We start from the raw sequence: 26,289 nt of genomic DNA, 5'->3' as shown, positions 1-26,289 counted from the left end.
CACAATCTCCCATTGCTTAAGTCCTTCTGCGTTACAGCAGCTACCTACCTTATAAAAATTCGCTTGGCGATCTAAATGAAGGAATTATTCTATTTTCTTTATCTCTTTTGCCACCTATAGATCGCTATCCATCAACACCGCAATCCCATAAAACCACACTTAAATTAAGTAAAATAAAAATAGATTTAAACAATAGCTGTAAAAGAAAATAAAAAGTATAAAAAGCAGCACAACGTCGTTAAAAAGCTACATATTTTCCTAAAAAACAAAATTTACTTGCTTAAAAAAAACAATAAAACTCAAATTTTGTAACGCAAACAACACAACTGTACATCATAAAATGTAGACACAATCATTATATGTTTTAACAAACAAAAAAAATTATGAGAAAGAAATATATAGCACCAATAATAACCATGGAAATTTTATTTTTAGAATCTGGCATAGTAACAGGCTCCTCTGTCATTAAACCGGGCAATCCGGATGCGCCATTCACGCCCGAGTTGGACAACTGGGAAAGCAATGGTTCTGACTTTCGCGATATCGACATCTAAACAGCACAAGAATCTTTTAGACCACCAAGACTAAACACAAAAGAGATGAGCAATATAAACTTCAGTTTAACGCGATTTATACAAGCCGCTACCCTATTTGTACTCTTGCTACACCTAGCTTCCTCATGCAGCAAAAATGATTCTATTGTCCCTACTGGCGAGCCGGGCAATGCGGCACTAAAGATTGAACTTACTAGTATAGAAGATGCAATCTGGCAGAACAATCCCATGGAAAGCATGGTCAGATCAGCGGTGAACCGCGGAAGCCAGACTAACAAGAGCGACATTCCGAAGGAAAAAATGGTCGCCCTCGGCACCCTTGACGTGTTGATAAGCGCTACCGAAAGTAAACCCTTCAAAATTCCAGCACCTACAACGGTAGATTCCGCTGCCGGGGCACGCATGGCTGCGGTCGGAGGCACTAAAATGAGTACGAGTAGAATGACCAACGGCGTCTATTACCGTCTCATTATGTTCGATCAGAACAACAACCAAGTGGTCAACCAAGTTATTGCATCAGGCAGCGATCCGAACATCAGGGTAGACGGATCACGAACCTATCGCTGGTATGCTTTATCCGTGAACGAAACGCAACCTTCCGTACCGACAGTAAACACCGCTGGTATGGTAACGCGAGCCTCCTTGTTTAATAAGGATGTACTTTACGCATCCGGAAGCATCAGTACCGTCGACGGCGATAATTTCTTAAACATACAGTTTAAACGGAAAACAGCGCGCACCCAAGTACGTCTAAATGTGCGCGGAGCATTCGGCACAATCAACAATGCTACACAACTTACGCTAGTTAAAGGTCCACAGAATGCTCCCTATACTAGTATGGGCGACTTCAACATCCTGACGGAAAGCTTTTCCAACATTAGCTCAAGCCCTGCAAGTGTGAACGGAGCAAGCATGGAGCTTGCCAACGACGAGCCAAGCAATACCGTGAAACTTGCCAACTTCTATACACTTGACACACAACCCATAGCGGCAAACCAACTGAAGGTCGTGGCCAACAGAATTGACATACGCATTGATGACGGCAGGGATCGCGTATTCAGCAACATTGGCACCATTACCTACCAAAACGAGCATACGCCGGAAATAGGCGGTAGTCTTGCGCTCAGTTTGAGGCTTCTCGAATCAGCCGTTAAGGTAAAAGGAATTATGTGGGCTCGCAGTAATATTGTATATGACAGCAACAAGACAGACCGATATCGACTCAAATCCAACCCGGGCGGGTCTAGCCCTTCCACACGAGATACCGAATTTTGGAATTGGGGGTCCGAAACACCGAATGGCGCAGTAGCCAATGTTGACCCATGTACACGCATTTATCCAGAAAATACCTGGAGAATGCCCACCAGTGCCGAATGGCAATCCATAGGACAGCCTGATGAGAAAAAAGAGGTTTTGGGTCTGTTTTTTGGTGCACAGTATGCATACGTTTGGAACAGAGATAGCGACTATCCCGCAAACCCATCCTATGACGATAACAACCTGTTTCTCTCCTTTGGGGGATATCGCACAACCAACAATGCCGTCGTTGGAAGTCCAGTAGGTATATTTATCGGCTTCTTTGCCACCGGAGAGTGCCATTATTGGACAGGGACACCAACAGGAACAAATACAGCTACCGCCGTGCGGTCATCTTTCACCCGCTTTTTCTGGGGCTTTTCCTGGGGAAATGTAACCTATCCGAACAGCAACAAATCGGAAGGCAGAAACATCCGTTGCGTAAGACGTATAGTCAACAACTAGCCTACCCTTTTCTACGCTGCTACTAAATAACCAGCACATATAGCAGGTCTCCGGAACAAAACCGTAGGCCTGCTCTTGTGAAATACAGCCCCAACCAACATATGTGCCGTGTACCTTTGTTAACCCTACAAGTTTTAACAAGAGTTTAATAAACTGGTAATGATTTGGTTAATTTAGAAACTGATCTTTATACAATGAAACGTACGCATGCGCATTCCACTCGTTTGATCGTTTACAGTATCGGACTATTAACCGTAATGGCTTGCACCCCGAAGAGCCCTGCTATCAAAATGAAGGGCTCGGATACCGAGGTTAACCTCGCCGTTACCCTTGCGGAAAAGTACACCATAATGGATCCCGACTTCAGCATCGCCATCTCCGGTGGAGGATCAGGCTTGGGCATCACCTCTCTATTGAACGGACAAGCGGACATCGCCAACTCCTCGCGTCCGTTATCGCAAGAAGAAGTAGCGCAGTTTAAGCAAAAGAACATCCCTTTGCGCAGCATTGTCTTTGCCGAAGATGCTACAGCATTCATTGTGCACGATGCCTTGCCGCTAGAGGAAATCGATATTGAAACGCTGGGGAAGATCCTGAGTGGCGAGATTAAAAACTGGTCGGAGATTGCAGACGTACAGCTTCCTATTAACATCTATGGTCGCCAAAGCAGCTCGGGTACCCATTCATTCATCAAGAAAAAACTAAAAATTGAGTTTTCGAATGCCGCGAAGGAGATGACCGGAAACGCACAGATTATTGAAGGCGTAAAGGCTGATCGATCAGGCATTGGCTATGTAGGAGCTGGTTATGTGGCACATGACCCATCTGCGGGGCAACATGTTAAAATTCTAAAAATTAAACAGCATAAACAAGAGCCTGCACAATCTCCGATAGATCCCGAAGCAATCAATGCCCGTCGCTATTACTTCCAGCGCCCCCTTTACCAATATGTGCTCGAAAAGTCTTGGGACAAGGTGAAACCATTTATCGACTTTGAAAAGAGCGCAGCGGGCAGATCTTTAATTGAAGAACACGGTTACTACATTATCGACAACGATGAAATATAAAACGCGACTATCCATCGACCTGCTGTTTAAGTACATCTTTAAAGTTACCGGTTTACTGGTTCTTGTATTATTAGGTGCTATTCTCGCGATGTTGGTGTACAACTCGGCGGCATTCTTTTTGGATGTTCGGCCTACCGATTTTATCACCGGCCTTGAATGGAACCCCACCGGAGCAAGCCCGAAATACGGAATACTCCCCTTGGTGTTAAGCACCACCTTGGTGACGCTAGGCGCCATGGCTATTGCTATACCATTGGGTATTGGCACGGCCGCCTTCATCGCCGAATATGCCGGCCCACGATTGAAAAACATCCTGAAACCAACCATTGAGATGCTCGCAGCCATACCATCGGTAGTAATCGGGTTTCTCGGCATTGTGGTCGTAGGCCCAGGAATCGCCAATATGGCCGATCTCGCGAACGGACTAAACGCACTCAATGGAGCCATACTGCTGGCCATCATGGCACTCCCCACCATCATCACCGTTGCTGAAGACGCCATCCACGCTGTACCCAAAACATATAAGGAAGCGAGCTATGGTGTTGGCGCCACGAAATGGCAAACACTACGTAAAATAATTATTCCTGCCGCTGCTCCCGGCATAATAGCTGCTGTGATGCTGGGTGTAGGTCGCGCCATTGGCGAAACCATGACCGTCTTAATGGCCACAGGCAATGCTTCGCTACTTCCGAACGGTATGTTTGCTTCGGTCAAAACTATGACGGCCACTATAGCCATAGAAATGGGCGAAGTGCCCTACCAAACAACACATTATTACGCACTCTATGCGATCGCTGCCGTCTTGTTCATCATGACACTCGTCGCCAATATGCTGGGCGAATATTTTATAAACCGTTTTAGAAAATACCATGCAGCTTAAACATAAATTGACGCATATCGTAGAATGGGGAACCTTGTTACTGAGTACCCTACTCGTTTGCTTTTTCTTGGTCGTGATCCTCTACGAGATTTTCTCCAAAGGAAGCGCCGTCATCAGTTGGGACTTTGTTTCTTCTCTCCCTACCGAAGGCATGACCAAAGGTGGAATTTTAACCCCGATAGTCGGAACGGTTATGTTGACCTTACTGACCGCCCTATTCTCCATCCCTTTTGGCGTATGCTGCGCCGTCTATCTGCAGGAGTATGCTGAAAGCAACTGGCTTACACGACTGATTCGCGCTTCTATACGGAACCTATCGGGCGTGCCCTCCATTATCTACGGTCTGTTTGGCCTAGCCCTCTTTGTGCAAGGCTTGCAACTGGGCACTTCATTACTTGCTGCGGGATTAACCTTGGGACTGCTTTCCCTGCCTTACATTATCACCACAACAGAAGAAGCCTTGCTCCGCATTCCCAACAGCATGCGCGAAGCAGCCTTGGCCGTTGGTGCTACTAAGTTTGAAACCATCAAAGATATTGTACTTCCCTCGTCCATGTCGGGAATTTTGACAGGTGTCGTCTTGACATTATCCCGTGCTGCAGGTGAAACGGCGCCCATACTGTTTACAGGAGCAGCCTTTTACATTAACCAAACCAGCCTTTCCGTAAATCAAGAATTTATGGCGCTCCCCTATCACCTCTATATGTTATCCACCCAACATCAATCCATTGACGAGGTACGCCCAATTGCCTACGGCACAGCACTCGTCTTGGTTATCGTTGTCTTTTTATTAAACCTCACAGCGTTCTACATCCGCTACAAGTACAGACAGAATGAAAAATAAATTATCGGTTGAAAACCTCCGGATAAACTTTGGACAAAAGGAAGTGCTCAAAAATATCAATGTTTCTTTCGTCGAACATGAGATAACCGCATTGATTGGACCTTCGGGATGTGGAAAAAGCACCCTACTACGAAGCTTAAACCGCATGCATGATCTTTCCCCCGATGCCAAGATATCGGGCAGGCTCCTTCTAGATGGCACCGACATATACGGAAAGGATATTCAACCCACCAAAATTCGGCAACGCATTGGTATGGTGTTTCAAAAAGCTAACCCTTTTGCAAAAAGCATTTACGACAATATCACTTACGGATTAAAGATCAATAATTTGCCACACGGCAAGGATATCGTTGAAAAAGCGCTACGGGAAGCCTTCTTGTGGGATGAAGTCAAAAATGATTTAAAAATGCCCGCAACGCGCTTGTCTGGTGGCCAACAGCAACGCTTATGTATCGCCCGCACGGTCGCACTACGCCCAGAAGTTATTTTGATGGACGAACCTTGTTCGGCGCTCGATCCTGTAAGCACCCTTAAAATAGAGGAGCTAATCAGCGATCTTAAGGGTCGTTACACCATCGTGATTGTTACGCACAACATGCAGCAGGCGCAACGTATCGCCGACAAGACTATTTTCATGTACCTCGGCGAAGTCAAGGAAGAAGGGCCTACAAGCCAAATATTTAACCAGCCACAGCACGAACTAACATCCAATTATATCAATGGACAGTTTGGTTAGCGCATCTTTTGTGAAACAACTATTCTCCTAGCGTATTTAACTGCTGACAAATTAGCATCGTTATCATTCATATGAAGAACAAGTCGACAATAAAAAAGGGAGATTGAAAAAAAGCACAGCTAAACTGCCAGCATGACAGCCACAAATAGCAGCCCATTTGACAGCTGTCAGATCAGCATCTGCAATAAAAAGGCCTATCCGTACAATTCACGGTAAAAAGCAGTATAAAACGTTGAAAATTCTTAAAAAAAAGCTGACACAAGAATATCGGCATAAAATTTGAACATAGGTTATCATTCATAATTTAGGTTAATAATTGGTTAGTTAGTAAAAATCCTGAAGCTCCCCGCTTCAGGATTTTTTTATACACAAACGTAGTTTAAAAACTGTATTATTCCCTCTTCAAATGTTAAAAAGTGTTAAGAAACAAAAGATAAAATAACATAGTTGATAAAACAACGTTTTAAAGGTAATTCATAATTTCATAATTTAGGTTAATAATTGGTTTGGTAAAATCCTGAAGTTCCCCGCTTCAGGATTTTCTTTTTTAACTGCTATATCGCCTACAAAAACAGGATAAAGGCTATTAGTGAAATCTAACAAAGATAACAAGCCGATATGATGCTTTGGCGCGATGTATGCACCTTAAAAACAAAGACACAAAATCTAACACCGAGACACAATGAGCTACCATAAGATCGAAGATTTAGTTGAAGAAACAATTGTATTCATCGACAAAAACGTAGAGTCTATTGAGGAAAAACGCAATTTCTTCTTCAACCTGTTCATATTTCAAAATCTATTCGACTGCAGTTTCACGCATTTTAGACAAATAGACATTTTGATCAAGAATAACTTTACCTACCGCATACCCATCGACGAGCTATTAAACAAACAAGACTTGCTAAATGATCAGCTCGCATCAGACAGCGATTGGCTTCCTGTAAAGATAAACGGGCAAGAGGTGGGCGATGTCTATTTCCAGAGCACAGACCAACATCTGTATTTCGATGCAGGTAGTGAAATGTGGAATGCACTCAGCGCCGAGAAGGGATTAGGAGATGCCCCATCAGTCCTATCAACCAAGCAACTGCTACATCAAATCCTATCGCTATGTTTCGACCACGATACGTGGCTTTTCGCCCGTTGGTATGCAGTACTAGTCGAAGATATGCTAGAAGATGCCTTGCTTGAGAACAGCATGCCGGCTTGGTTGGAAGACAAAATCATGCTCGATATTCGCCGGATGGCAATAGCCATAGATATACCCGCGCTATTTAAAGCGACAAAAAAGCAGGATCGCTACTTCAGCTATCCAACTTTAACGCATTTCAAGCAAGATGAAGATATTTCTTATGCGTTCGAAGGACGCTTTCTTTTGGAGCTGCAGACCGATGTAGAAGGGCTGCAACGCCAATTTCAAAAACAGGTAAGGGATCGGGAACTTGCACAAGCTGCCAAAGCGAAGTTGCCGGAAAAGATGTTACTGCTGGAACAGGAGCTGCATAACTATTTAAGAGGATGGAGCTATGGCGGTTATATTCTCAATGGAGAAGACAAAACTATGATCTGGTATCAAGACAACGTTGCCCATCCCAACATCGCGGATGATGGTTTTTATCGAAAGTTTGTCTATGTTCACTTTGACATGGGTATGGAAGCCCTGCGAGCGATCTACGCCTTACAACACGGGTTGATACTGCGCTGGCAGCATGCAAATCCGTCCTTACATCCAGCAGACTTTCACATGTACCGCGACATTATGCCATTCTTGACCGAAGAACAACAGCGTAGCCGACACTTCAATGCCTATGGACTACTCAAATACCCCTTAAAAGATAAAGATAGCGCCTTGCTAAAGCGTATAGACTTCCTAAAAGATTGTCTAAAAACCGCAGAATCCTCGTACTTCAACTTACTGACGAACGAATTTCCATCGCACTTTTTCAAGCGAGACCTAGATGAATTGCTGTATACCATGGAAAATGGCGTTGACGATACGGGCATTATCCCAGAAGATATCGTCATTCATTCCAGCATAAGTGCAAAACAGCTTTTCGCTTTTCATCAAGCGGAGATGGGAAACAATACGCTGTTAAACGAGCTATTCCCTGATCAAACCGAACCCGTAATGCCAAAATTGAGATCGGCATTGAGCTTCAGAAAAGTAGACAACGAGGAGGTTTTCCTGAACGAAGCAGTCCAAGATAACATCTAGTAGGTACCAACATCCATCTCCAAAAAATTTGGAAAGCAAGATTATGTTCAGTCGATATTATTGTCGATAAAATAGACCTATCGAGACGCTGTGCATACCAAAACTGCTGTCGACGACCCGACTAAAAGCCGAATATGGCGTAAAATTGTAGCGCGCCTGCATTCCGAAATCCCTGATACGCAGCTTCAGCGACTGTCCGATGAAGACGCTGCTCAGGGGTTTGATAAACGTAGGATTGTCTTTATCGGTCTTTACGTCTCTGGGTAAAGCAGCATATGCGTCTCTAGCTCGCAAATCGTCATAAAAATAAAAAGCATAACCCACGGCTGTACCCCACTCGACATCCACGTAGCGCCGGTAACTAAGGGGAAAAACTTTATCGAACTGCGCACCTACGAAACCCGAAAAAGATCGCGTAATTGCCGTCTCCTCACTTCTACTGTAATTAAATCGACGCTGCGCTGGAAAGTTCAGCGAAGTTCCGTAGTTGACGACCGATCGTTCGGAACGCTTTTGCCTGATCCAAAAGCCAATATTCGGAGCAACATTCATATGCTGCCTCATCGATCCCAAAGGAACAGTTACACCGCCCTCTGCAACAACCCGCTCAAAGCGCGCCGAGTAAACGCCGGCCGCGATCGTACTGTCCTTTAACTCTTGACCACGTAAGTGCACTGCTGCACACAGTGCAATAATGAGAAATCCTATATTTTTCATCGCATTAAAAGTTTATAAATGGAAAGGATCGACGGGCATTTTCATTCCATAGGCCAATCTGTAGGCCTGACACTGCTTCCGAAACATTAAACAAACCTATTTGTAGACCACTCAGCTGCCTAGATCTGTTAACCAGCCCCAACTGTATGCCCTTGGTGTAATCACTTTTGTTATACGTGCCCACAGCAACTCCATTAAAACGCTCCGAAAAATTTCCGATTCCAGAAATATGCAGGCCTCGTAGCCTGCTAGCGCTTGCATAAGCCACTTGGACACTAAGTCCATCCAGTTCATTACCGAAATTGTACATGGATACGCTCACGCCGCGGTGTACTGTACCGCGCTGTAAAAATCCACCTATTCCAAGATTCACGCCATGAGAGACCAAGGTTGTGGGCTCCTCCTTTATGCGTGTAGGATCTGCATAGAGCAATACCATGGGTGAAAGGACGAATAGATCGATGTTTACCCCATTTACTTTTTGCATCAGCGAAGCGTCGTCCAAATGCCCTATTCCAACAACCAGCCCATTTACATTAGCAGTCTCCATACTCATAGGCGAGAGACTAAAAATTTTTGTACGTTGTGCCTGCACCTGAGTAACCAGCAGCAGCAAAGCACCTATTGCAATTTTTTTCATGGTACTATTGATTTATGTACATCAAATTTATTGCTGATTTTCACAAAAAAATTGTGTAAATAAATAATAATAAGCTAAAAATTTGCGATATTCACAAAAACACAAAGCAAAGATGCTATGTTCCAAGAGAAACTAATTGCTACGCTTTATAAAAAGAAAGCACCGTCAACTTCGCTAATCACAGAGTTGGCCAATGTACTAGATATAAGTTACGACGCGGCACACCGTCGTATATCAATGAAAAGTAAATTCTCCGTGGATGAGGCCGTGGTCATAGCCAAGCATTATGGAATATCCTTGGACAATCTCTTCGCGGGACAGGAGCAGGTGTTGGTAAAAAAAACAGAAGAGATCAAAAATTTCCAAGGTTTATCCGTTTATTTCGAAAGCGCCTATCGCTCTTTACGAGAACATCCAGCAGAAGAATCCACACAGATCTACTATTCGGCAAAAGATATTCCGCTATTTTACACCATTCAAAGTGGGCTGCTCTCAAAATTTAAATCCTTTGTTTGGTTGAATTTATTGGCGAACGAAGAAGATGCCCCAGCCTTTTCTTCTTTTCAAATACAAGCCCCGTTGGTAGAAAGCAGCCAAAATCTTTACGGCTTTTATGAAAACGTAAGCAAACATGAGATTTGGAACGACACCACCATCAACAGTACTTTGCAACAAATCGTTTATTTCTTCCAAGCCGGCTTACTCACGGGCGAAAACGCCGTTGAACTTTGCGAACAAATAAAAGAGTTACTGTTTAGTTTGGAGCAACAATGTATGCCTAACAATGAGCAGTATAAGCTCTATTACCATGAGCTTTTAATTTTGAACAATAATGTACTGGTGTCTGATCAGCAGCAGCGATCCCTGTTTGTGCCTTATACAATGCTAGGATACTTCATTACAAAAGACGAGCGTACCTGCCGCAATGCCTTGGATTTTTTCCATCATCAGTTTAAAAATTCCAAATTGCTAAACACAGCCGGCACCCGAGATCGAAAAATATTCTTCAACAGGGCCTATCAAAAAATTGAATTTTACAAACAACAGGTATTATCAACACAAGATTTCAATTACTTATAACGGTCGGGAATAAACCTAGCTCCACCAACAGGCCTCATTGATCGGCTTCTGTTGATTCAGCCAAAAACATAGTATTAGCTACTTTTTATATGCAAAAGCACCTGATATTCCGAGAGCTCAGGTAGATCGGCCTTCTCTGGCCTATATCGAATCATGAAATATTGGAGAGCATCCCCTTTCAGACCAGTCAAACTTGCAACTACTTCTGCTGTAAACCACTGATCCAACGATAATTTATCCTGCTCCGTCCAAACATCAGATGCTACAGCATCGCTTTCCTTTCTACGCAATAAAGCGACTAGCTTACTCAGGTTTACCGTGGCCAGTGCAGCAGTACTACCGGATGCGACATGTCGTGGCCAATAGGGATCAAATCCACCACGTTGCACAAAAATGCCAAGACGCCTTTCATTTAATTTCTGTCGTGCGAAACGGCGTTCCATCACGCGCCTCCAACCACTACTATCTCGAGAAGCCGATCGCATGCGATCGATAACCACTTCTTCCAACATATGGGGCAGAGGTTCGAGCAAGATCTCCTGCGTGGTATCCCGCTGCATAATCGGCATCACTGTCGGGTGATAGCCTGCTGCACTGATAGCGATGCTATCGCCGGGTCGCAGCTGATGGATAGTAACCCGCCCTCCTTTATCACTTAAAAACTCCTGGTTGTACACACGCACCTTTGCCCCCACCACAACACGACTACTGAATTTATCACGAACGAGGATGATTGATTGTTGCCCTGAGGCATAAAAGCCAATCAATATGGCGGAGATAGCGAGTACAGTTTTCATAGCTAGGAGTTGATGCCTACAAAAAACGCACTTAAAAACCTATGCAACAAACTTTTAACAAGCTTTAACGCATCTTCCACCTGCCGCTGTATACGCTGTTTACTATTCGCTCTCCATAACATGGTGATGTATACCGAAACTCGCTCCTATTAAGCGAAGCACGACGAATAGCAAGGCTACAGGATGTTAAAACCTAGAGATCAGATGGGTTCTTCGCGGAGAACTGAAATCCAGCCTGCTGTATCTTATCAGCGCTAACAGCCGCATTTTTCAACAACTCGATAGACAACTCTCCCAACGCCAATTTCAAAAGGAAGCTTGGCACGGGCAAAACTAGCGAAGAACCGGATTGCTTGGCCAGCAAGGCCTTCGTCAATGCAAGTTGTGAAACAGGATGGGGCGCAACGGCATTTACCGGTCCCACAACATGATCATGCGCCGCCACAAATGCATACAAGGAAACCAAATCTGCCAATCCAATCCAGCTAAAACACTGTCTTCCCGAAGCAAAACGAGGCGCTATGCCAAAGCGAAAAGAAGCTGATAAAGCCTTCCACATGCCTCCGCTAGGATGCAGCACCAATCCGGTACGGATCCAAGCCACGCGAATCCCTCGCGCTATCAGCGGCGATGTAGTGGCTTCCCACTTACGGCACACATCAGCCAAGAACCCTTTGCCAGCGGGGTCGTCCTCTTTAAATAGCTGACCAGCTTTTCCTTCACCATACCAGCCTACGGCAGAAGCCGAAACAAAGGTTTTTACTTTTCGACCATGTGCCATTATCCAATCCACCAATAGCTTCCCACTCTCGGTTCTACTCTTTAGCAGCAGTTCTTTGCGCTTGCGTGTCCAACGCTTTTCAGCAATGTTGGCGCCCGCCAAGTGGATGATGGTGTCGATATCTTCAGATAATGATGGATCAATAAACCGTTTATTCACGTCCCATAAACAGTACTTCACCCGTGGTGAAGGATCTAGAGCAACTTCACCACGAACCAATATCGTCAACGTGACATCGGGATAATGTTCAAGCAGATAGGCAATCAGTGCCTTCCCGACAAATCCAGTACCACCGGAAATCAAGATATTCTTCATGATAAAACAGGTTGTATATTTTTAACGATACGCATCGATTTGCGCCAATTAATTACGTTTATCCAAATCACCTTCTCGTTCATAAAGCTCCGTATCCAAGATATGATTGCTTGTCTTTACCTCCTCGAGCACGCGATCCATCTCATGGATCAGATGAACAAGCTTCTTTACATTAGGATCTTTCAAATCCTCGACATGGGAAAGTTGGAAATCATACACATCACCATCCTCGAAAGCGTCCATAATGTGACGCATTTCTCCCGCCGTAGCTATATTCAAAATATCCGTAAACAAGTGCTCACGTGATACAAAAAGTGTCCGCAAAGATTTTACTATTTGAGGTCTGTATTCCATTGTTGTGGCTGTTTTCTAATAGAACAAAAGAACAAGTATTTTGTCTTAAAAAAAGTAAATCTTTTCCATATAACCGATAAGGAACAATAATGATAAGCTATCTCCCATCTCGTAGAAAGGGGCTAATAAAAAAGAGGGAGCAACTCTTCGGTGGTCACCTTGCCGAAAAAAATCGGCAGGTCTACATTCATTAGCACCTGTCCTATCGCCTGCGGATCATGTTTTTTCCCAATTAATACCGCTTCCAACTCTTCGATAGGCCGCGATGAAAAAAAATCACCATAGATCTTGGCCTGCTCTATCGTCCCTTTATGTACATCTAGATGAATTTCAATAAATCCTGCCGGAATCTTTATCGCTTTATTAAAATTGTAATCTGGCGAAAACCCGAAATTCCATTCCCAGGTGCTATACTTTTCAAGGGCAAGCCTGCGTATTTCCTCCACGTCCTCCGCTGTAAACTGATATTGCTTCGAATCCGTTGAAGCATGCAATATCTCGTCGATCAACATCGACTTAAACTGCCCTAGTTGAAAATCTGCTGGAAAATGATCTATCAAATTGGTCACCCGTCCACGATTGGATTTCACAGCTTTATGCGTAAATTTTAATGGATTCACTTTTAGCGCGTCAGCTAACACGCTCATATCTGAATTCAACAAAATAGTCCCATGTTGCAGCATCTTACCCTTCTTCACGGTCTTGGCATTTCCGCTGAACTTCTTCCCATCGACAAGCAGATCATTACGACCTTCCAACTTTGCAGAAACGCCAATTCTCTGCAATAGATTAATGACAGGCTGCGTGAAAGTAGCAAACTCGGTAAAGTCATTGTTGCCCAACAAGGTATGAAAGGAAAAGTTAAGGTTTCCAAGATCATGGTACACCGCTCCACCGCCAGAAAGTCTCCTCACAACATCAATTTTGTTATCTTCTACATAGTCCAAGTTGATTTCGGCCAAGGTATTCTGAAACTTACCTACAATGATCGAGGGAGCATTGACGTACAGTAGAAAAATATCTTCCGTTGGGAATCGATTTAACAAATATTCTTCAGATGCTATATTAAAATACGCATCGGTATAAGGAGATTCTATGACAAGCATACTAGTACAATAAGTATTTCAAATTTAATCCCTTTATCATTACAGTCTATCCCTAGATTGTCAAAATTGATTAAGTTATTGAAAATATGCACGCTACTTCCTGCAGTATATCGGTTTCATCCTTCAAAAAGCTCTCCTTGACCATCAGCCAGCCTCTGCATACGTACAGCGCTTCATATACGGAAAACAATAACGCAAAGTCCAAGATCAATAAGGTTTCCTCCAACCTCGACAAGCCGACGATGGCTATCAAAATCATCTCCTCATCCATCAATACCTGACCAACAGACATCAACGTCTCGCTCTCAAACATCAGTGTTCCATTCTAGAACATCAGTATAGCTTTGTAGAACATCAATCTTGATGCCTTAAAGATCAATGTTACATTGTTGAACATCAACGTCGATCCGCCGCAGATCAACCAACGAATGCTACGTAGCATTCGTTAGCCGACAATTCAATTAACTATAACAACACCCACCTTCCCCAAACAAAAGGTTGTCACAAACATTTTGTAAGATTCCTAAGAGATGCTGAAGAACGCCAACGGCGCACAGTCGTCTGTTTTCCCGACATTGAAGCACGTCTTTGTCCGTTTGATGCACAAATGAATAACTGATGTCTATGAAGGTGCAATAAAGACATCCGTCAAACAAAACCTGATGCTACGCAAGCAGATTCCGTCGTTCTCCGATACGGAAAAAACACGTGCGGAAGAGAACCGAACATCTTACAACTGGAAGAAAACAGGTGAAGACGAGTTCCTGAAGCCCATCAAAGGAAAGTATCTTCTTGCCGAGAAACGCATGCTACGTAGCATGCGCAGCTTTGAAAATGCCGAAAAGTGGATCGTAGGCTCCCTGAAGGCCGTTTTGTTAATCGAAAGTAGTGCGTATTGGGTAATGCGTATTGCGAACTAGATGGCGTATAAAACACAAAGGCCCCTCCAGTTTCCTGAAGGGGCCTCGTTTAAAATTAGGCGCCGACCTACTCTCCCACCTGTTACGGCAATACCATCGGCTCTGGCGGGCTTGACTTCTCTGTTCGGAATGGGAAGAGGTAGACACCGCCGATATAGGCACCTGAATATCTTTGCAAAGTAAAAAGTCAAAATTCAAAAGTAAAAAACCATACAGGACTTTTTAATTTTTACATTTTAATTTTTAATTGCATGATGACATGCATTGAAAGAAAGAAAAAGAAGGAAGACAACAACGTTCTACCGGCGTGGAAAGCTTCGGGCTATTAGTACCACTCGGCTTTGGTCTCTCAACCTTTACACCTATGACCTATCAACGTTGTCATCTACAACGACCCTATAAGGAAGTCTCATCTCGTGGCTAGTTTCGCACTTAGATGCTTTCAGCGCTTATCTATTCCGGACGTAGCTACCCTGCCGTACACCTGGCGGCATAACAGGTTCACCAGCGGTCCGTCCAACCCGGTCCTCTCGTACTAAGGTCAGATCCACTCAAACTTCCAGCGCCCACAACAGATAGGGACCGAACTGTCTCGCGACGTTCTGAACCCAGCTCGCGTGCCACTTTAATGGGCGAACAGCCCAACCCTTGGGACCTTCTCCAGCCCCAGGATGTGACGAGCCGACATCGAGGTGCCAAACCTCCCCGTCGATATGAGCTCTTGGGGGAGATCAGCCTGTTATCCCCAGCGTACCTTTTATCCTTTGAGCGATGGCCCTTCCATACAGAACCACCGGATCACTATGTCCGTCTTTCGACCCTGGTCGACTTGTTGGTCTCACAGTCAAGCAAGCTTATGCCATTGCACTCCACGTACGGTTACCAAGCGTACTGAGCTTACCTTTGAAAGCCTCCGTTACCTTTTTGGAGGCGACCACCCCAGTCAAACTACCCACCAAACAATGTCCTCGACATGATCGAGTTAGAAACCGAATACAGAAAGGGCGGTATTTCAAGGTTGATTCCACGGATCCTGGCGAACCCGCTTCAACATCTCCCGCCTATCCTACACATCCTGTACCCAATTTCAATGTTAAGCTATAGTGAAGGTGCATGGGGTCTTTCCGTCCCGTTGCGGGTAACCGGCGTCTTCACCGATACCACAATTTCACCGAGCTCATGGCTGAGACAGCGCCCAGATCGTTACACCATTCGTGCAGGTCGGAACTTACCCGACAAGGAATTTCGCTACCTTAGGACCGTTATAGTTACGGCCGCCGTTTACTGGGGCTTCGATTCAATGCTTCTCTTGCGATGACATCCCCTCTTAACCTTCCAGCACCGGGCAGGTGTCAGGCCTTATACTTCATCTTTCGATTTCGCAAAGCCATATGTTTTTGCTAAACAGTCGCCTGGGCCTTTTCACTGCGGCTGCTCTTGCGAGACAGCGCCCCTTCTCCCGAAGTTACAGGGCCATTTTGCCGAGTTCCTTAGCCATGATTCACTCGAGCACCTTAGGATTCTCTCCTCGACCACCTGTGTCGGTTTACGGTACGGGTTTTTATAACCTGAAGCTTAGCGGGTTTTCTTGGAAGTCTGATTACCTGCACTATCCACGCTCCCGAAGGTTTGCGGTACTATCATGTTTCAGCACAGTCTGCGGATTTGCCTACAGTCTGTATACCTACGCACTTTAACGAACTATTCCGTCAGTTCGCGGCAGTGTCACTACTCCGTCACCACATCGCAGTTATAAAAAGTACGGGAATATTAACCCGTTGTCCATCGGCTTGCTCCCTTCGGATGCGCCTTAGGCCCCGACTAACCCTGATCCGATTAGCGTTGATCAGGAAACCTTAGTCTTTCGGTGGGCGGGTTTCTCACCCGCCTTATCGTTACTTATGCCTACATTTGCTTTTCTATAAAGTCCACCATCAGTCACCTGACGGATTCACCCCTCATAGAATGCTCCCCTACCAGATGTAGCTTGTGCTACAAATCCATAGCTTCGGTAATACACTTGATGCCCGTTTATTATCCACGCCCGGCCGCTCGACTAGTGAGCTGTTACGCACTCTTTAAATGAATGGCTGCTTCCAAGCCAACATCCTAGCTGTCTGGGCAACCGGACCTCGTTAGTTCAACTTAGCGTATATTTGGGGACCTTAGCTGATGGTCTGGGTTCTTTCCCTCTCGGCCTTGGACCTTAGCACCCAAAGCCTCACTGCCGGCCATATCTATGTAGCATTCGGAGTTCGTCTGGATTTGGTAGGATTTGACTCCCCCGCACCCAATCGGTAGCTCTACCTCTACTAGACTCTATGCCGACGCTGTTCCTAAAAACATTTCGGGGAGTACGAGCTATTTCCCAGTTTGATTGGCCTTTCACCCCTACCCTCAGGTCATCCGGAAACTTTTCAACGTTTATCGGTTCGGTCCTCCATTACGTGTTACCGCAACTTCAACCTGCCCAAGGGTAGATCACAAGGTTTCGCGTCTACCTCACCTGACTATGCGCCCTATTCAGACTCGCTTTCGCTTCGGCTGCGTCCCTGAAGGACTTAACCTTGCCAGATAAGAGTAACTCGTAGGCTCATTATGCAAAAGGCACGCCGTCACAGAATAAATCTGCTCCGACCGCTTGTAAGCACACGGTTTCAGGTTCTTTTCACTCCCCTGTTCGGGGTTCTTTTCATCTTTCCCTCACGGTACTGGTCCACTATCGGTCTCTCAGGAGTATTTAGCCTTGCCAGATGGTGCTGGCAGATTCCCACAGGATTTCTCCGGTCCCGCGGTACTCAGGATACCACTAGCGTCGTTCCGCTTACGTGTACGGGGCTATCACCCATATTGCCCGGCTTCCCATCCGGTTCCACTTCGCTCGACGAATCACATCTCGTGGTCCTACAACCCCGCTATTGCCGTAACAATAGCGGTTTGGGCTCTTTCCCGTTCGCTCGCCACTACTTGGGAAATCATTATTATTTTCTCCTCCTACGCTTACTTAGATGTTTCAGTTCGGCGCGTTCGCGTATTATACAACATACCTTCAGTATGTTAGGTTGCCCCATTCGGAAATCCACGGATCAAGTCACATTTGCTGATCCCCGTGGCTTATCGCAGCTTATCACGTCCTTCATCGCCTCTGAGAGCCTAGACATCCCCCGTGTGCCCTTTGTTACTTTCTTCGCTCATATACCCCTTTTGCTAGGTATATGGCTGCCTTTGTTCTACTAATCAAACAACTAGTGTTTGACTTTCAAACCATTGTTGTCTTCTCTTGTGTTTTCTTTCTTTCAATATGTCAAAGAACGGATTCGAAGTAAAAAGTCAAAATCCAAAAGTCAAAAACCTTGTAGGTCTTTTTATTTTTTACTTTTTAATTTTTACTTTGAAATGTGGAGAATAACGGATTCGAACCGTTGACCCCCTGCGTGCAAGGCAGGTGCTCTAGCCAGCTGAGCTAATTCCCCTTTTTTGTAGTGGGTAATGGGTAGTGCGATTTCAATGTCGCCATAAAAATTCGCGGTACGCAATACGCTATACGCATTACTTTCCGTAGTCCCGAGCAGATTTGAACTGCTGACCCCTACATTATCAGTGTAGTGCTCTAACCAACTGAGCTACGGGACTAGCTTATCTTTCTCATCTTCTCTCGGTATCCACGTCCTCTCGGGGTGGGCACTTTCTTCTTTTCTTAACGATCATGATGTGGCGCAACGAGTGTCAATTAGGACACTCTAGAAAGGAGGTATTCCAGCCGCACCTTCCGGTACGGCTACCTTGTTACGACTTAGCCCCAATTATCGGTTTTGCCCTAACACGCTCCTTGCGGTTACATGCTTTAGGCACCCCCAACTTTCATGGCTTGACGGGCGGTGTGTACAAGGCCCGGGAACGTATTCACCGCGTCATTGCTGATACGCGATTACTAGCGAATCCAACTTCACGGGGTCGAGTTGCAGACCCCGATCCGAACTGTGAATGGCTTTTAGAGATTGGCATCACATTGCTGTGTAGCTGCCCGTTGTACCATCCATTGTAGCACGTGTGTAGCCCCGGACGTAAGGGCCATGATGACTTGACGTCGTCCCCGCCTTCCTCACCGTTTGCACGGGCAGTCTGTTTAGAGTCCCCACCATTACATGCTGGCAACTAAACATAGGGGTTGCGCTCGTTGCGGGACTTAACCCAACACCTCACGGCACGAGCTGACGACAGCCATGCAGCACCTAGTTTCCTGTCCCGAAGGACTGATCTATCTCTAGATCATTCAGTAACTTTCAAGCCCGGGTAAGGTTCCTCGCGTATCATCGAATTAAACCACATGCTCCTCCGCTTGTGCGGGCCCCCGTCAATTCCTTTGAGTTTCACCCTTGCGGGCGTACTCCCCAGGTGGATGACTTAACGCTTTCGCTTGGACGCTAACTGTATATCGCTAACATCGAGTCATCATCGTTTAGGGCGTGGACTACCAGGGTATCTAATCCTGTTCGATCCCCACGCTTTCGTGCATCAGCGTCAATCACCGCTTAGATAGCTGCCTTCGCAATCGGAGTTCTGAGACATATCTATGCATTTCACCGCTACTTGTCTCATTCCGCCATCTTCAACGGCATTCAAGTTCTTCAGTATCAAGAGCACTGCGACAGTTGAGCTGCCGTCTTTCACTCCTGACTTAAAAAACCGCCTACGCACCCTTTAAACCCAATAAATCCGGATAACGCTCGGATCCTCCGTATTACCGCGGCTGCTGGCACGGAGTTAGCCGATCCTTATTCTTCGAGTACGTTCAGCTATCCACACGTGGATAGGTTTATTCCTCGACAAAAGCAGTTTACAACCCATAGGGCAGTCGTCCTGCACGCGGCATGGCTGGTTCAGGCTTCCGCCCATTGACCAATATTCCTTACTGCTGCCTCCCGTAGGAGTCTGGTCCGTGTCTCAGTACCAGTGTGGGGGATTCTCCTCTCAGAGCCCCTAGACATCGTCGCCTTGGTGAGCCGTTACCCCACCAACTAGCTAATGTCACGCGAGCCCATCCATATCCTATAAATATTTAACAGCTTCTCCATGCGAAGGTGATGTATTATGCGGTCTTAATCCGGATTTCTCCGGGCTATCCCCCTGATATGGGTAGGTTGCTCACGCGTTACGCACCCGTGCGCCACTCTCACTATCTTCGAGCAAGCTCTCCGATAGATCCCGTCCGACTTGCATGTATTAGGCCTGCCGCTAGCGTTCATCCTGAGCCAGGATCAAACTCTCCATTGTAATAATGAATTGTTCGATACCAGGCTATTTACTAATAAATAACCGGAATCGTTTTTTGTTGTATCTTACGATCCGTAATTGACAGGTTGATTTTTTTGTTATTGCTAACTTTCATCTTCCGACTACTCGTTACGCTACATGATCATCTTTCTTAAAGAACTTTCTTCGCCGCCGCGTCGCGCTTTGGCTTTTTATATATCGTGGCATCGCTGCCCGAACTATCTTGTTTGTTTCCCTCCTTCTCGTTGGGACTGCAAAGGTAGAAGACTTTTTCGGTTTCGCAAAATAAAGTTGAACTTTTTTTTTCGATGCCCTTTCGGGCCTTTTAACCGTGGAAACGCCCTTCGTTAAAGGCTTTTTCCATCTTCTGTTTTTCGCTTTTCAATCGTCCCTCCCTTGCGGAGTGGTGCAAAGATAGAAACTTTGGCATATATCTTCCAAACTATTCCAGCTTATTTCTTTCGGACAGCACACAAGACGCTGGAATACTGTGCGATATTTTTGAAGAAAAAGATAAAATGCACCAATGGGGAGCCTATGAACATTATTTCGAGCTAGCAAAATAGGAACAAGCCTGCCATTTACACTATACCTCAAGCTCCCCTATTTCGGTATGCATATATAAAACACGCTACCGAGTCCAATTTTACTTTCCATCCGAATATACCAGCCCATTCGATTTGCAAACTCATGACAAAGCATCAAACCAATACCCGCACCCTTTTCCTGAAATGTTCCTAAGTAACTTTCTTGCATATCCCTGCCCTGCAGTTTCTGCAGCTTTTCGGCATCCATACCCGCGCCTTCATCAGTGATAGCGATAATTACTTCCTGCACTAATTCTTGATGAGATACGGTCACCGTTTTTCCCAAGAAGCTAAATTTAATGGCATTACTGATGATATTACGCAGAATAAATTCAAAGCGCTTCAGATCGCCAGAAATAACAACCTGCGGATCGACTTTGTTTAAAAGCGTCAGTTCCTTGATACGTAGTCGATCTGCAAAAAGCAATTTACATTCATCGACCAAATCATGTACCTTGAGCTGTTGGAAAGTCAAACTCTCGTTACTCATCTGCTGCGACGACCAAACGAGCAATTCATCCAACATTTTAGACGCCGTTTCTACCTCCTGCCCAATAGCAATCAAGGTGTTCTTAATATCGTCTGCAGGCAAGTCTACTAAACGGGATACCGAAAGCAATACTTGAAAATTGGCTATCGGGGCACGCAGATCGTGGGATACCACCGAGAAAATACGCGAACGAAAACGGTCGGCCTGAACCAGCTCTTGGTGCTGTAGCTGTATTTTCTCTGCTTGTTCCTTTACTTCATCTCGTGCCTGTTCGACCTTGCTCTTTTCCATATGCAGTTGCCGATTCTTGCGTTGCAACAATACCAACATGAGGATAAACATAAGCAACAAGGCGGCGGCTCCGCCCAGTAGGATTTTAAATAAGAGCGATTCGCGTTCTACGGCGGCATTTTCCAACAGCAGGTTCCGATTTTCCAGTTCTTTTTTCTCGGTGTCATATTTTTCTCGAAGTTCCTCGCGCACTTTAAGACGAATCAACTCCGCAGCTTCGCTATCTGCGCGTGTAGCACTATCGACGTCCGTAAGCACAATATTTCTATCGTTTTCCTGAATCGCCTTTGCTATTTTTGTAAAGTCCGAACTAAATTCGTCGTACAGATCATGTAGTCCACTTTTCTTTATGTTACTTCGGATAATGTCCACTTCCTTTTGCGCAAGATCAAACTGACCTCTTCGGACAAAAATATTTGCTTTATTTATCCGCGAGTAACAAATTCCATAGGTAAAATCACCTGCTTCGGCAATACCAATAGCCAAATCGGTGTAATACTCACTTTTATTGACATCCTCATTTTTGAGATACAGATACCCAAGCAGAATATAGCAATTATATAAATCCACTTCAGGTGCTTTACGCTTACAAAAATCGACGGTTTTTAAGAGATAGGATATCGCAGCGATCACATCGCTTTTGCTACTGCCCTTCAAGGCGCCTTGCGCACGAATGTTACCTATATTAACGGCGATATTGGCTTCGTTCCGCAAATCATTCACTTCCCGAGCTAGCAACATTGCTTTTTCATAATAAATAAGTGCTTGATTCGCATCTCTACTCATATTGAATACGTTGCCGATGTTAAGCAGAGATAGCATAGCACCTTGTTTATCACCTCGTTTCTCCCGCGCGCGAAGCACTTTAAAATGTGTCTTTATACTCTCGTCAAAATGGTACAATTTAGATTCAATAACGCCTATCACATTAAGAAAAGATAATTCAACCTCCTCCATTTTGTTTTCTACAGCTAGCTCATATCCTTTTTCTGCTATATCTTTCGCTTCTTGGGGAGCACTTTTATACAATTCTGTCGATACTTTATAATGCGCCATAACTTTAGACGAGTCGTCGCTAAGCTTAGCTAACTCGCTATTCAATCTGTCCCAACCGGATTGTTGAGCTATCGCAAAAAAACTAAGCAAGAGAAAAAACATGCTTAGTGTTACTGTTTTCAAGGTAGGTGTCAAACCGTCTGTACTTTATGAGGTTAATATGATGCTACAAAAATAAGAAAAGCTAGCAAATAGGCTAATTATGTGTCCTAAATTTACAACGTCGCAAAAAACACCAAGTAATCCTCATAAATTTTACCCATTTTAGCAAGCATTAGCTGCGACATCCACCATGAAAGAAAAGAAAATAAATGTAAAATCGCGCTTAAAAAGCTTTAAATACGCTATCAATGGCCTAATCACGCTGTTCAAAGAAGAAACCAACGCCAAGATACATCTCGCATCAACGGTGTTGGTTATCATCGTCGGAATCTATCTCAAGGTATCCTCCCGAGACTGGATCGCCCTTACCTTATGCATCGCATTTGTAGTCAGCATGGAACTTATTAACACTGCGGTGGAGCAGTTAGCGGATATCGTTTCACCGACTTGGCATCCACTTGTAAAAAAAGCGAAAGATGTCGCTGCAGCAGCTGTACTCGTCGCTGCACTAGCTTCCGTCATTGTCGGTTTATTGGTCTTTCTGCCGCGGATCTAAGCTTTTCGTACGTGCTGTACAAAAAACAAGGCATTGTCTGTACGCAATAGACAACAGTGACCGAGACTGTATTGGCAGTGCAAACTTTTCACGGTTTTCGAGCACGATCTCGCCGGTTGAGCGGGGGCTGGCTTAGCGCTTTTGCCTGCACTTCGGACACAAATTCGTAATATTAAAGTGACACGCCCAAGATGGCACAGCAATTGTACGATGTTTAACTCATAATTTTTAGGTTAATAATTGGTTAGTTTAAAAGAATCCTGAGGCACCCTGCTAAAGGATTTTTTTATTTTAACCCGCTGCATGCTAGCTATTCATTGCATTTATTACGCTTTTTTAATACCTTAGACTGATCAGAAACGCTAATATCCCCGAGGTGATCACATGATTTACCGACGACAAGCGTAACTGGCTATATCGATTTTAAACCTTTATCGACTTTTATGCGTTTACTACCTCTTCTTTCCGTCGCTTTTTGCCTGCTCGTGAACGGAACCTATTTCGCGATGGCACAAGGCCTGTCCGTAAGCGACCTACGTATTGACCATCAGCATACGCCTCTTACGGTGACGAGTGATCATCCACTAATGAGCTGGAAAATTCTATCCACTACGCCAGAGACCGTGCAGCAATCCTACGAAGTGCGGGTTGCCAAAGCTGAGCAAGATCTTGTTCGTGGTAAAAATCTACATTGGATAACAAAAGGACAAACCGAACAATCTATCGCTCTTCCATATGCCGGTCCGGTGTTAGAATCCGGCAAACCATATTATTGGCAGGTACGTGTTCAAGATAACCATGGCAACCGCTCTGCTTGGAGCAAGGTACAACATTGGCGAATGGCACTTGGGGTATCCAGCTGGAAGGCACAATGGATAGGTGTGCCGGGGAAAGACACATCCATGGCAAGTCCATTGTTTCGTAAAAGCTACACGATCAAGAAAAAAATCAAATCCGCCACTGCGCATGTATCAGCTAGAGGTCTCTACGAAGCCTACATTAACGGTCAAAAAATAGGGGATGCGTACCTCACGCCGGGATGGACGAGCTATAAAAAGCAAATACAATATCAGGCTTTTGATGTTACTGCGCTATTGAACGTTGGAAAAAACACGGTTTCGGCCGTGTTAGGCGATGGCTGGTACCGCGGCCGTATAGGCTTCAATAACCAACGTGCCTTTTATGGTGATACCAGAGCCCTGCTTCTGCAAGTAGAAATAACCTATACAGACGGAAGTCAGGAGACATGGAAAACAGACGATAGTTGGAAAACAAGCTTCGGTGCCATTATTTCTTCCGACATATACGACGGGGAAACCTATGATGCGCGGTTAGCGAAAAAGGGTTGGAAACTAGCGGAGTATACCGAATCGCCTGCATGGCTACCGGTTCAAACACTACCCTACCCTTATGACAATCTTGTAGGCAATCAATCCCCGCTAGTTAGAAAAAGAGAACGCCTCAAGCCGCAGAAGATCAGTAGAACGGCCACGGGTGATATCATAGTCGACTTTGGACAAAATATGGTGGGCTGGGTAGAAATAAATGCACAAGGTGAAGCCGGCACGACCATAATCGTCGAGCACGCCGAGGTACTCGACCGGAATGGAAACTTTTACACGACCAACCTTCGGTCAGCAAAACAACAAAACCGCTACGTTTTAGGTTCCGATCAGGAACAATCTTTTTCACCGCACTTCTCTTTTCAGGGATTTCGCTACGTGAAGATCAGCGGATATCCCGGCGAGCTGTCGGAATCCGCTATTGCTGCCGTTGCTCTATACTCAGACATGGAGGAAACAGGTACCTTCGAAACGTCGAACCCATTGATCAATCAACTTCAAAAGAATATCGTATGGGGGCAAAAAGGCAATTTTGTCGACGTCCCTACCGATTGTCCGCAGCGAGACGAGCGCTTGGGATGGACAGGTGATGCGCAGGCATTTTTTAATACCGCAGCCTACAACATGGATGTGCAGGCATTTTTCAGCAAATGGTTGAAAGACTTGGAAGCGGATCAACATCAAAACGGAAGCGTACCTTTTGTGATCCCCGACATTTTAACCGGCAATGATGCCGGCGCTGCCGGGTGGGGCGATGTAGCGACGATCGTCCCCTGGGGAATGTACCAAGCTTATGGAGATGTTGGTATTTTGGAGCGTCAATACAACAGTATGAAAGCCTGGGTAGACTTCATGCATTCGAAAAGCAAGAACGACCTATGGAATACCGGATTTCATTTCGGAGATTGGCTATTTTACCGGCCGGACGATGATAATGATGGGCGAGCTGCCGTAACAGACAAGTATCTTATTGCCCAATGTTTCTACGCACATTCCACGGAAATCCTCGCAAACAGCGCCAAAATTCTAGGAAAGACAAGCGACGAACAAACATACAGGGATCTTTTGACAGCTATAAGAAGCGCGTTTCAGCAAGAATACTTGACCCCTAGCGGAAGATTGGTATCATCTACACAAACGGCTTACGTGCTGGCGCTCCAATTCGATATGTTGCCGGTAGATTTGCGGCAGCAGGCAGCAGAACGCTTAGTAGAAAATGTGCGAAGCTATGGGAACCATCTTACGACCGGATTCTTGGGCACCCCCTATCTTTGTCATGTTCTCTCTCGTTTTGGGCATCAACAGGTAGCTTATGACTTGCTGATGCAGGAAACCTATCCCTCCTGGTTGTATCCCGTTAAGATGGGCGCCACAACGATATGGGAACGTTGGGATGGCATCAAGCCCGATGGCACCTTCCAGACGGCATCCATGAATTCTTTCAACCATTATGCGTACGGTGCTATTGGCGATTGGATGTACAAAAACATAGCAGGCATACATGCCGAGACGGCGGGCTACAAGGATATTCGCATTGCCCCTATTCTGGGGGGCGGCATCAAGGAAGCCCGGGCCTCTTTGGAAACGCCATATGGAAAAGTGTCGGTATCGTGGGAGATAAAAAACGACCTGTTTAGTCTCAAGGTATCCATTCCACCAAACACAAGAGCCAACATCGTACTTCCGCAGCAGGACGAAGATCAAAAATCCTTGCGCGTGGGGTCAGGAACGTATACCTACACGACAAAAATGAAATAATCGAAAATAAATTGAAAAAAAATTATTCCATTTTTGGTGAAATTATTTTTGTTGTGTATCTT

19 protein-coding genes, 2 tRNA genes and 3 rRNA genes are annotated in these 26,289 nt (G+C 45.2%); 11 read left to right on the top strand and 13 right to left on the bottom strand.

The window, feature by feature from the left end; translation table 11 throughout:
- The first annotated feature begins 383 nt into the window (after nucleotides 1-383).
- The 7 genes from SCB77_RS20040 (at nucleotide 384) to SCB77_RS20010 (ending at nucleotide 8,060) form a co-directional block, all read left to right on the top strand.
- Nucleotides 384-554: a hypothetical protein gene (locus SCB77_RS20040; RefSeq protein ID WP_320183778.1), complete on the top strand. Its 171-nt coding sequence runs from the start codon at nucleotides 384-386 to the stop codon at nucleotides 552-554.
- A gap of 45 nt (nucleotides 555-599) precedes the next feature.
- Nucleotides 600-2,315 carry a fibrobacter succinogenes major paralogous domain-containing protein gene (locus tag SCB77_RS20035; RefSeq protein WP_320183777.1) on the top strand — a complete coding sequence of 572 codons (1,716 nt, stop codon included), beginning with the start codon at nucleotides 600-602 and terminating at the stop codon, nucleotides 2,313-2,315.
- Between the two features lie 194 nt (nucleotides 2,316-2,509).
- Nucleotides 2,510-3,382 carry a PstS family phosphate ABC transporter substrate-binding protein gene (locus SCB77_RS20030; protein WP_320183776.1) on the top strand — a complete coding sequence of 291 codons (873 nt, stop codon included), beginning with the start codon at nucleotides 2,510-2,512 and terminating at the stop codon, nucleotides 3,380-3,382.
- Entirely contained in the window at nucleotides 3,372-4,262 is an 891-nt protein-coding gene (pstC, locus tag SCB77_RS20025) for a phosphate ABC transporter permease subunit PstC (protein ID WP_320183775.1), read from the top strand. The genes SCB77_RS20030 and pstC overlap by 11 nt, the downstream gene beginning before the upstream one ends.
- Nucleotides 4,252-5,106 carry a phosphate ABC transporter permease PstA gene (gene pstA, locus SCB77_RS20020; RefSeq protein ID WP_320183774.1) on the top strand — a complete coding sequence of 285 codons (855 nt, stop codon included), beginning with the start codon at nucleotides 4,252-4,254 and terminating at the stop codon, nucleotides 5,104-5,106. Before pstC ends, pstA begins: the two co-directional genes overlap by 11 nt.
- Nucleotides 5,096-5,842: a phosphate ABC transporter ATP-binding protein PstB gene (gene pstB / locus SCB77_RS20015; RefSeq protein WP_320183773.1), complete on the top strand. Its 747-nt coding sequence runs from the start codon at nucleotides 5,096-5,098 to the stop codon at nucleotides 5,840-5,842. The genes pstA and pstB overlap by 11 nt, the downstream gene beginning before the upstream one ends.
- 682 nt (nucleotides 5,843-6,524) lie before the next feature.
- Nucleotides 6,525-8,060 carry a hypothetical protein gene (locus SCB77_RS20010; RefSeq protein ID WP_320183772.1) on the top strand — a complete coding sequence of 512 codons (1,536 nt, stop codon included), beginning with the start codon at nucleotides 6,525-6,527 and terminating at the stop codon, nucleotides 8,058-8,060.
- 57 nt (nucleotides 8,061-8,117) lie between these two features.
- Here the strand turns inward: SCB77_RS20010 and SCB77_RS20005 are convergent, their stop codons facing one another.
- Both SCB77_RS20005 and SCB77_RS20000 read right to left on the bottom strand, forming a co-directional pair.
- Nucleotides 8,118-8,777 (bottom strand): hypothetical protein, encoded by a 660-nt coding sequence (locus SCB77_RS20005; RefSeq protein WP_320183771.1) that lies wholly within the window; start codon nucleotides 8,775-8,777, stop codon nucleotides 8,118-8,120.
- A 4-nt stretch (nucleotides 8,778-8,781) separates the two neighbouring features.
- Nucleotides 8,782-9,417 (bottom strand): LA_2272 family surface repeat-containing protein, encoded by a 636-nt coding sequence (locus tag SCB77_RS20000; protein WP_320183770.1) that lies wholly within the window; start codon nucleotides 9,415-9,417, stop codon nucleotides 8,782-8,784.
- 117 nt (nucleotides 9,418-9,534) lie between these two features.
- Here SCB77_RS20000 and SCB77_RS19995 point away from each other — a divergent pair, with 117 nt between their 5' ends.
- Nucleotides 9,535-10,497 (top strand): helix-turn-helix domain-containing protein, encoded by a 963-nt coding sequence (locus SCB77_RS19995; RefSeq protein WP_320183769.1) that lies wholly within the window; start codon nucleotides 9,535-9,537, stop codon nucleotides 10,495-10,497.
- Between the two features lie 74 nt (nucleotides 10,498-10,571).
- On the opposite strand, the gene SCB77_RS19990 is transcribed toward SCB77_RS19995, so the two are convergent.
- The 5 genes from SCB77_RS19990 to SCB77_RS19970 all read right to left on the bottom strand — a co-directional run bounded on the left by SCB77_RS19990 (nucleotide 10,572) and on the right by SCB77_RS19970 (nucleotide 14,163).
- Nucleotides 10,572-11,294, bottom strand: a complete 723-nt coding sequence (locus SCB77_RS19990; RefSeq protein WP_320183768.1) for a carboxypeptidase-like regulatory domain-containing protein — start codon at nucleotides 11,292-11,294, stop codon at nucleotides 10,572-10,574.
- A gap of 193 nt (nucleotides 11,295-11,487) precedes the next feature.
- Complete coding sequence (locus SCB77_RS19985) at nucleotides 11,488-12,390, bottom strand: TIGR01777 family oxidoreductase (RefSeq protein WP_320183767.1); 903 nt, start codon at nucleotides 12,388-12,390, stop codon at nucleotides 11,488-11,490.
- Nucleotides 12,391-12,438: 48 nt separating this feature from the next.
- A complete protein-coding gene (locus SCB77_RS19980) occupies nucleotides 12,439-12,744 on the bottom strand; it encodes a hypothetical protein (protein WP_320183766.1) in 306 nt (101 codons plus the stop codon).
- A 122-nt stretch (nucleotides 12,745-12,866) separates the two neighbouring features.
- The gene (locus tag SCB77_RS19975) at nucleotides 12,867-13,850 is read right to left on the bottom strand and encodes a lipoate--protein ligase (protein WP_320183765.1); all 984 of its coding nucleotides are present in this window, start codon (nucleotides 13,848-13,850) and stop codon (nucleotides 12,867-12,869) included.
- A 70-nt stretch (nucleotides 13,851-13,920) separates the two neighbouring features.
- Nucleotides 13,921-14,163, bottom strand: coding sequence for a hypothetical protein (locus tag SCB77_RS19970; RefSeq protein ID WP_320183764.1), 243 nt, complete (start codon nucleotides 14,161-14,163; stop codon nucleotides 13,921-13,923).
- A 349-nt stretch (nucleotides 14,164-14,512) separates the two neighbouring features.
- On the opposite strand from SCB77_RS19970, the gene SCB77_RS19965 reads away from it, so the two are divergent.
- A complete protein-coding gene (locus tag SCB77_RS19965; RefSeq protein ID WP_320183763.1) occupies nucleotides 14,513-14,770 on the top strand; it encodes a hypothetical protein in 258 nt (85 codons plus the stop codon).
- Nucleotides 14,771-14,824: 54 nt separating this feature from the next.
- Here the strand turns inward: SCB77_RS19965 and rrf are convergent.
- The 6 genes from rrf to SCB77_RS19935 all read right to left on the bottom strand — a co-directional run bounded on the left by rrf (nucleotide 14,825) and on the right by SCB77_RS19935 (nucleotide 22,468).
- A 5S ribosomal RNA gene (gene rrf / locus SCB77_RS19960) occupies nucleotides 14,825-14,936 on the bottom strand.
- Between the two features lie 139 nt (nucleotides 14,937-15,075).
- Nucleotides 15,076-17,959, bottom strand: a 23S ribosomal RNA gene (locus tag SCB77_RS19955).
- Nucleotides 17,960-18,169: 210 nt separating this feature from the next.
- Nucleotides 18,170-18,243: transfer RNA gene (locus tag SCB77_RS19950), tRNA-Ala, on the bottom strand.
- An 86-nt stretch (nucleotides 18,244-18,329) separates the two neighbouring features.
- Nucleotides 18,330-18,403: transfer RNA gene (locus tag SCB77_RS19945), tRNA-Ile, on the bottom strand.
- A 111-nt stretch (nucleotides 18,404-18,514) separates the two neighbouring features.
- Nucleotides 18,515-20,044, bottom strand: a 16S ribosomal RNA gene (locus tag SCB77_RS19940).
- Together the 16S, 23S and 5S rRNA genes with 2 tRNA genes alongside form the textbook arrangement of a ribosomal RNA operon.
- A gap of 603 nt (nucleotides 20,045-20,647) precedes the next feature.
- The gene (locus tag SCB77_RS19935) at nucleotides 20,648-22,468 is read right to left on the bottom strand and encodes a sensor histidine kinase (RefSeq protein WP_320183762.1); all 1,821 of its coding nucleotides are present in this window, start codon (nucleotides 22,466-22,468) and stop codon (nucleotides 20,648-20,650) included.
- 292 nt (nucleotides 22,469-22,760) lie between these two features.
- Here SCB77_RS19935 and SCB77_RS19930 point away from each other — a divergent pair, with 292 nt between their 5' ends.
- Together SCB77_RS19930 and SCB77_RS19925 are read left to right on the top strand one after the other, a co-directional pair.
- The gene (locus tag SCB77_RS19930) at nucleotides 22,761-23,126 is read left to right on the top strand and encodes a diacylglycerol kinase family protein (RefSeq protein ID WP_320183761.1); all 366 of its coding nucleotides are present in this window, start codon (nucleotides 22,761-22,763) and stop codon (nucleotides 23,124-23,126) included.
- A gap of 443 nt (nucleotides 23,127-23,569) precedes the next feature.
- On the top strand, nucleotides 23,570-26,227 hold the full coding sequence (locus SCB77_RS19925; protein WP_320183760.1) for a glycoside hydrolase family 78 protein: 2,658 nt from the start codon (nucleotides 23,570-23,572) through the stop codon (nucleotides 26,225-26,227).
- The last annotated feature ends 62 nt before the right edge of the window (nucleotides 26,228-26,289 follow it).

Origin of the sequence: Sphingobacterium bambusae, assembly GCF_033955345.1 — a bacterium.
GTDB classification, from domain to species: domain Bacteria; phylum Bacteroidota; class Bacteroidia; order Sphingobacteriales; family Sphingobacteriaceae; genus Sphingobacterium; species Sphingobacterium bambusae.
This window is presented reverse-complemented; position numbering and strand designations above follow the sequence as displayed.

What these genes read in the sequence shown, in the direction of transcription:
- SCB77_RS20040 (WP_320183778.1), top strand. Translation starts at nt 384, where the DNA reads ATGAGAAAGAAATATATAGCACCAATAATAACCATGGAAATTTTATTT.
- SCB77_RS20035 (WP_320183777.1), top strand. Translation starts at nt 600, where the DNA reads ATGAGCAATATAAACTTCAGTTTAACGCGATTTATACAAGCCGCTACC.
- SCB77_RS20030 (WP_320183776.1), top strand. Translation starts at nt 2,510, where the DNA reads ATGAAACGTACGCATGCGCATTCCACTCGTTTGATCGTTTACAGTATC.
- pstC (WP_320183775.1), top strand. Translation starts at nt 3,372, where the DNA reads ATGAAATATAAAACGCGACTATCCATCGACCTGCTGTTTAAGTACATC.
- pstA (WP_320183774.1), top strand. Translation starts at nt 4,252, where the DNA reads ATGCAGCTTAAACATAAATTGACGCATATCGTAGAATGGGGAACCTTG.
- pstB (WP_320183773.1), top strand. Translation starts at nt 5,096, where the DNA reads ATGAAAAATAAATTATCGGTTGAAAACCTCCGGATAAACTTTGGACAA.
- SCB77_RS20010 (WP_320183772.1), top strand. Translation starts at nt 6,525, where the DNA reads ATGAGCTACCATAAGATCGAAGATTTAGTTGAAGAAACAATTGTATTC.
- SCB77_RS20005 (WP_320183771.1), bottom strand. Translation starts at nt 8,777, where the DNA reads ATGAAAAATATAGGATTTCTCATTATTGCACTGTGTGCAGCAGTGCAC.
- SCB77_RS20000 (WP_320183770.1), bottom strand. Translation starts at nt 9,417, where the DNA reads ATGAAAAAAATTGCAATAGGTGCTTTGCTGCTGCTGGTTACTCAGGTG.
- SCB77_RS19995 (WP_320183769.1), top strand. Translation starts at nt 9,535, where the DNA reads ATGTTCCAAGAGAAACTAATTGCTACGCTTTATAAAAAGAAAGCACCG.
- SCB77_RS19990 (WP_320183768.1), bottom strand. Translation starts at nt 11,294, where the DNA reads ATGAAAACTGTACTCGCTATCTCCGCCATATTGATTGGCTTTTATGCC.
- SCB77_RS19985 (WP_320183767.1), bottom strand. Translation starts at nt 12,390, where the DNA reads ATGAAGAATATCTTGATTTCCGGTGGTACTGGATTTGTCGGGAAGGCA.
- SCB77_RS19980 (WP_320183766.1), bottom strand. Translation starts at nt 12,744, where the DNA reads ATGGAATACAGACCTCAAATAGTAAAATCTTTGCGGACACTTTTTGTA.
- SCB77_RS19975 (WP_320183765.1), bottom strand. Translation starts at nt 13,850, where the DNA reads ATGCTTGTCATAGAATCTCCTTATACCGATGCGTATTTTAATATAGCA.
- SCB77_RS19970 (WP_320183764.1), bottom strand. Translation starts at nt 14,163, where the DNA reads ATGTTTGAGAGCGAGACGTTGATGTCTGTTGGTCAGGTATTGATGGAT.
- SCB77_RS19965 (WP_320183763.1), top strand. Translation starts at nt 14,513, where the DNA reads ATGCTACGCAAGCAGATTCCGTCGTTCTCCGATACGGAAAAAACACGT.
- SCB77_RS19935 (WP_320183762.1), bottom strand. Translation starts at nt 22,468, where the DNA reads ATGGCGCATTATAAAGTATCGACAGAATTGTATAAAAGTGCTCCCCAA.
- SCB77_RS19930 (WP_320183761.1), top strand. Translation starts at nt 22,761, where the DNA reads ATGAAAGAAAAGAAAATAAATGTAAAATCGCGCTTAAAAAGCTTTAAA.
- SCB77_RS19925 (WP_320183760.1), top strand. Translation starts at nt 23,570, where the DNA reads ATGCGTTTACTACCTCTTCTTTCCGTCGCTTTTTGCCTGCTCGTGAAC.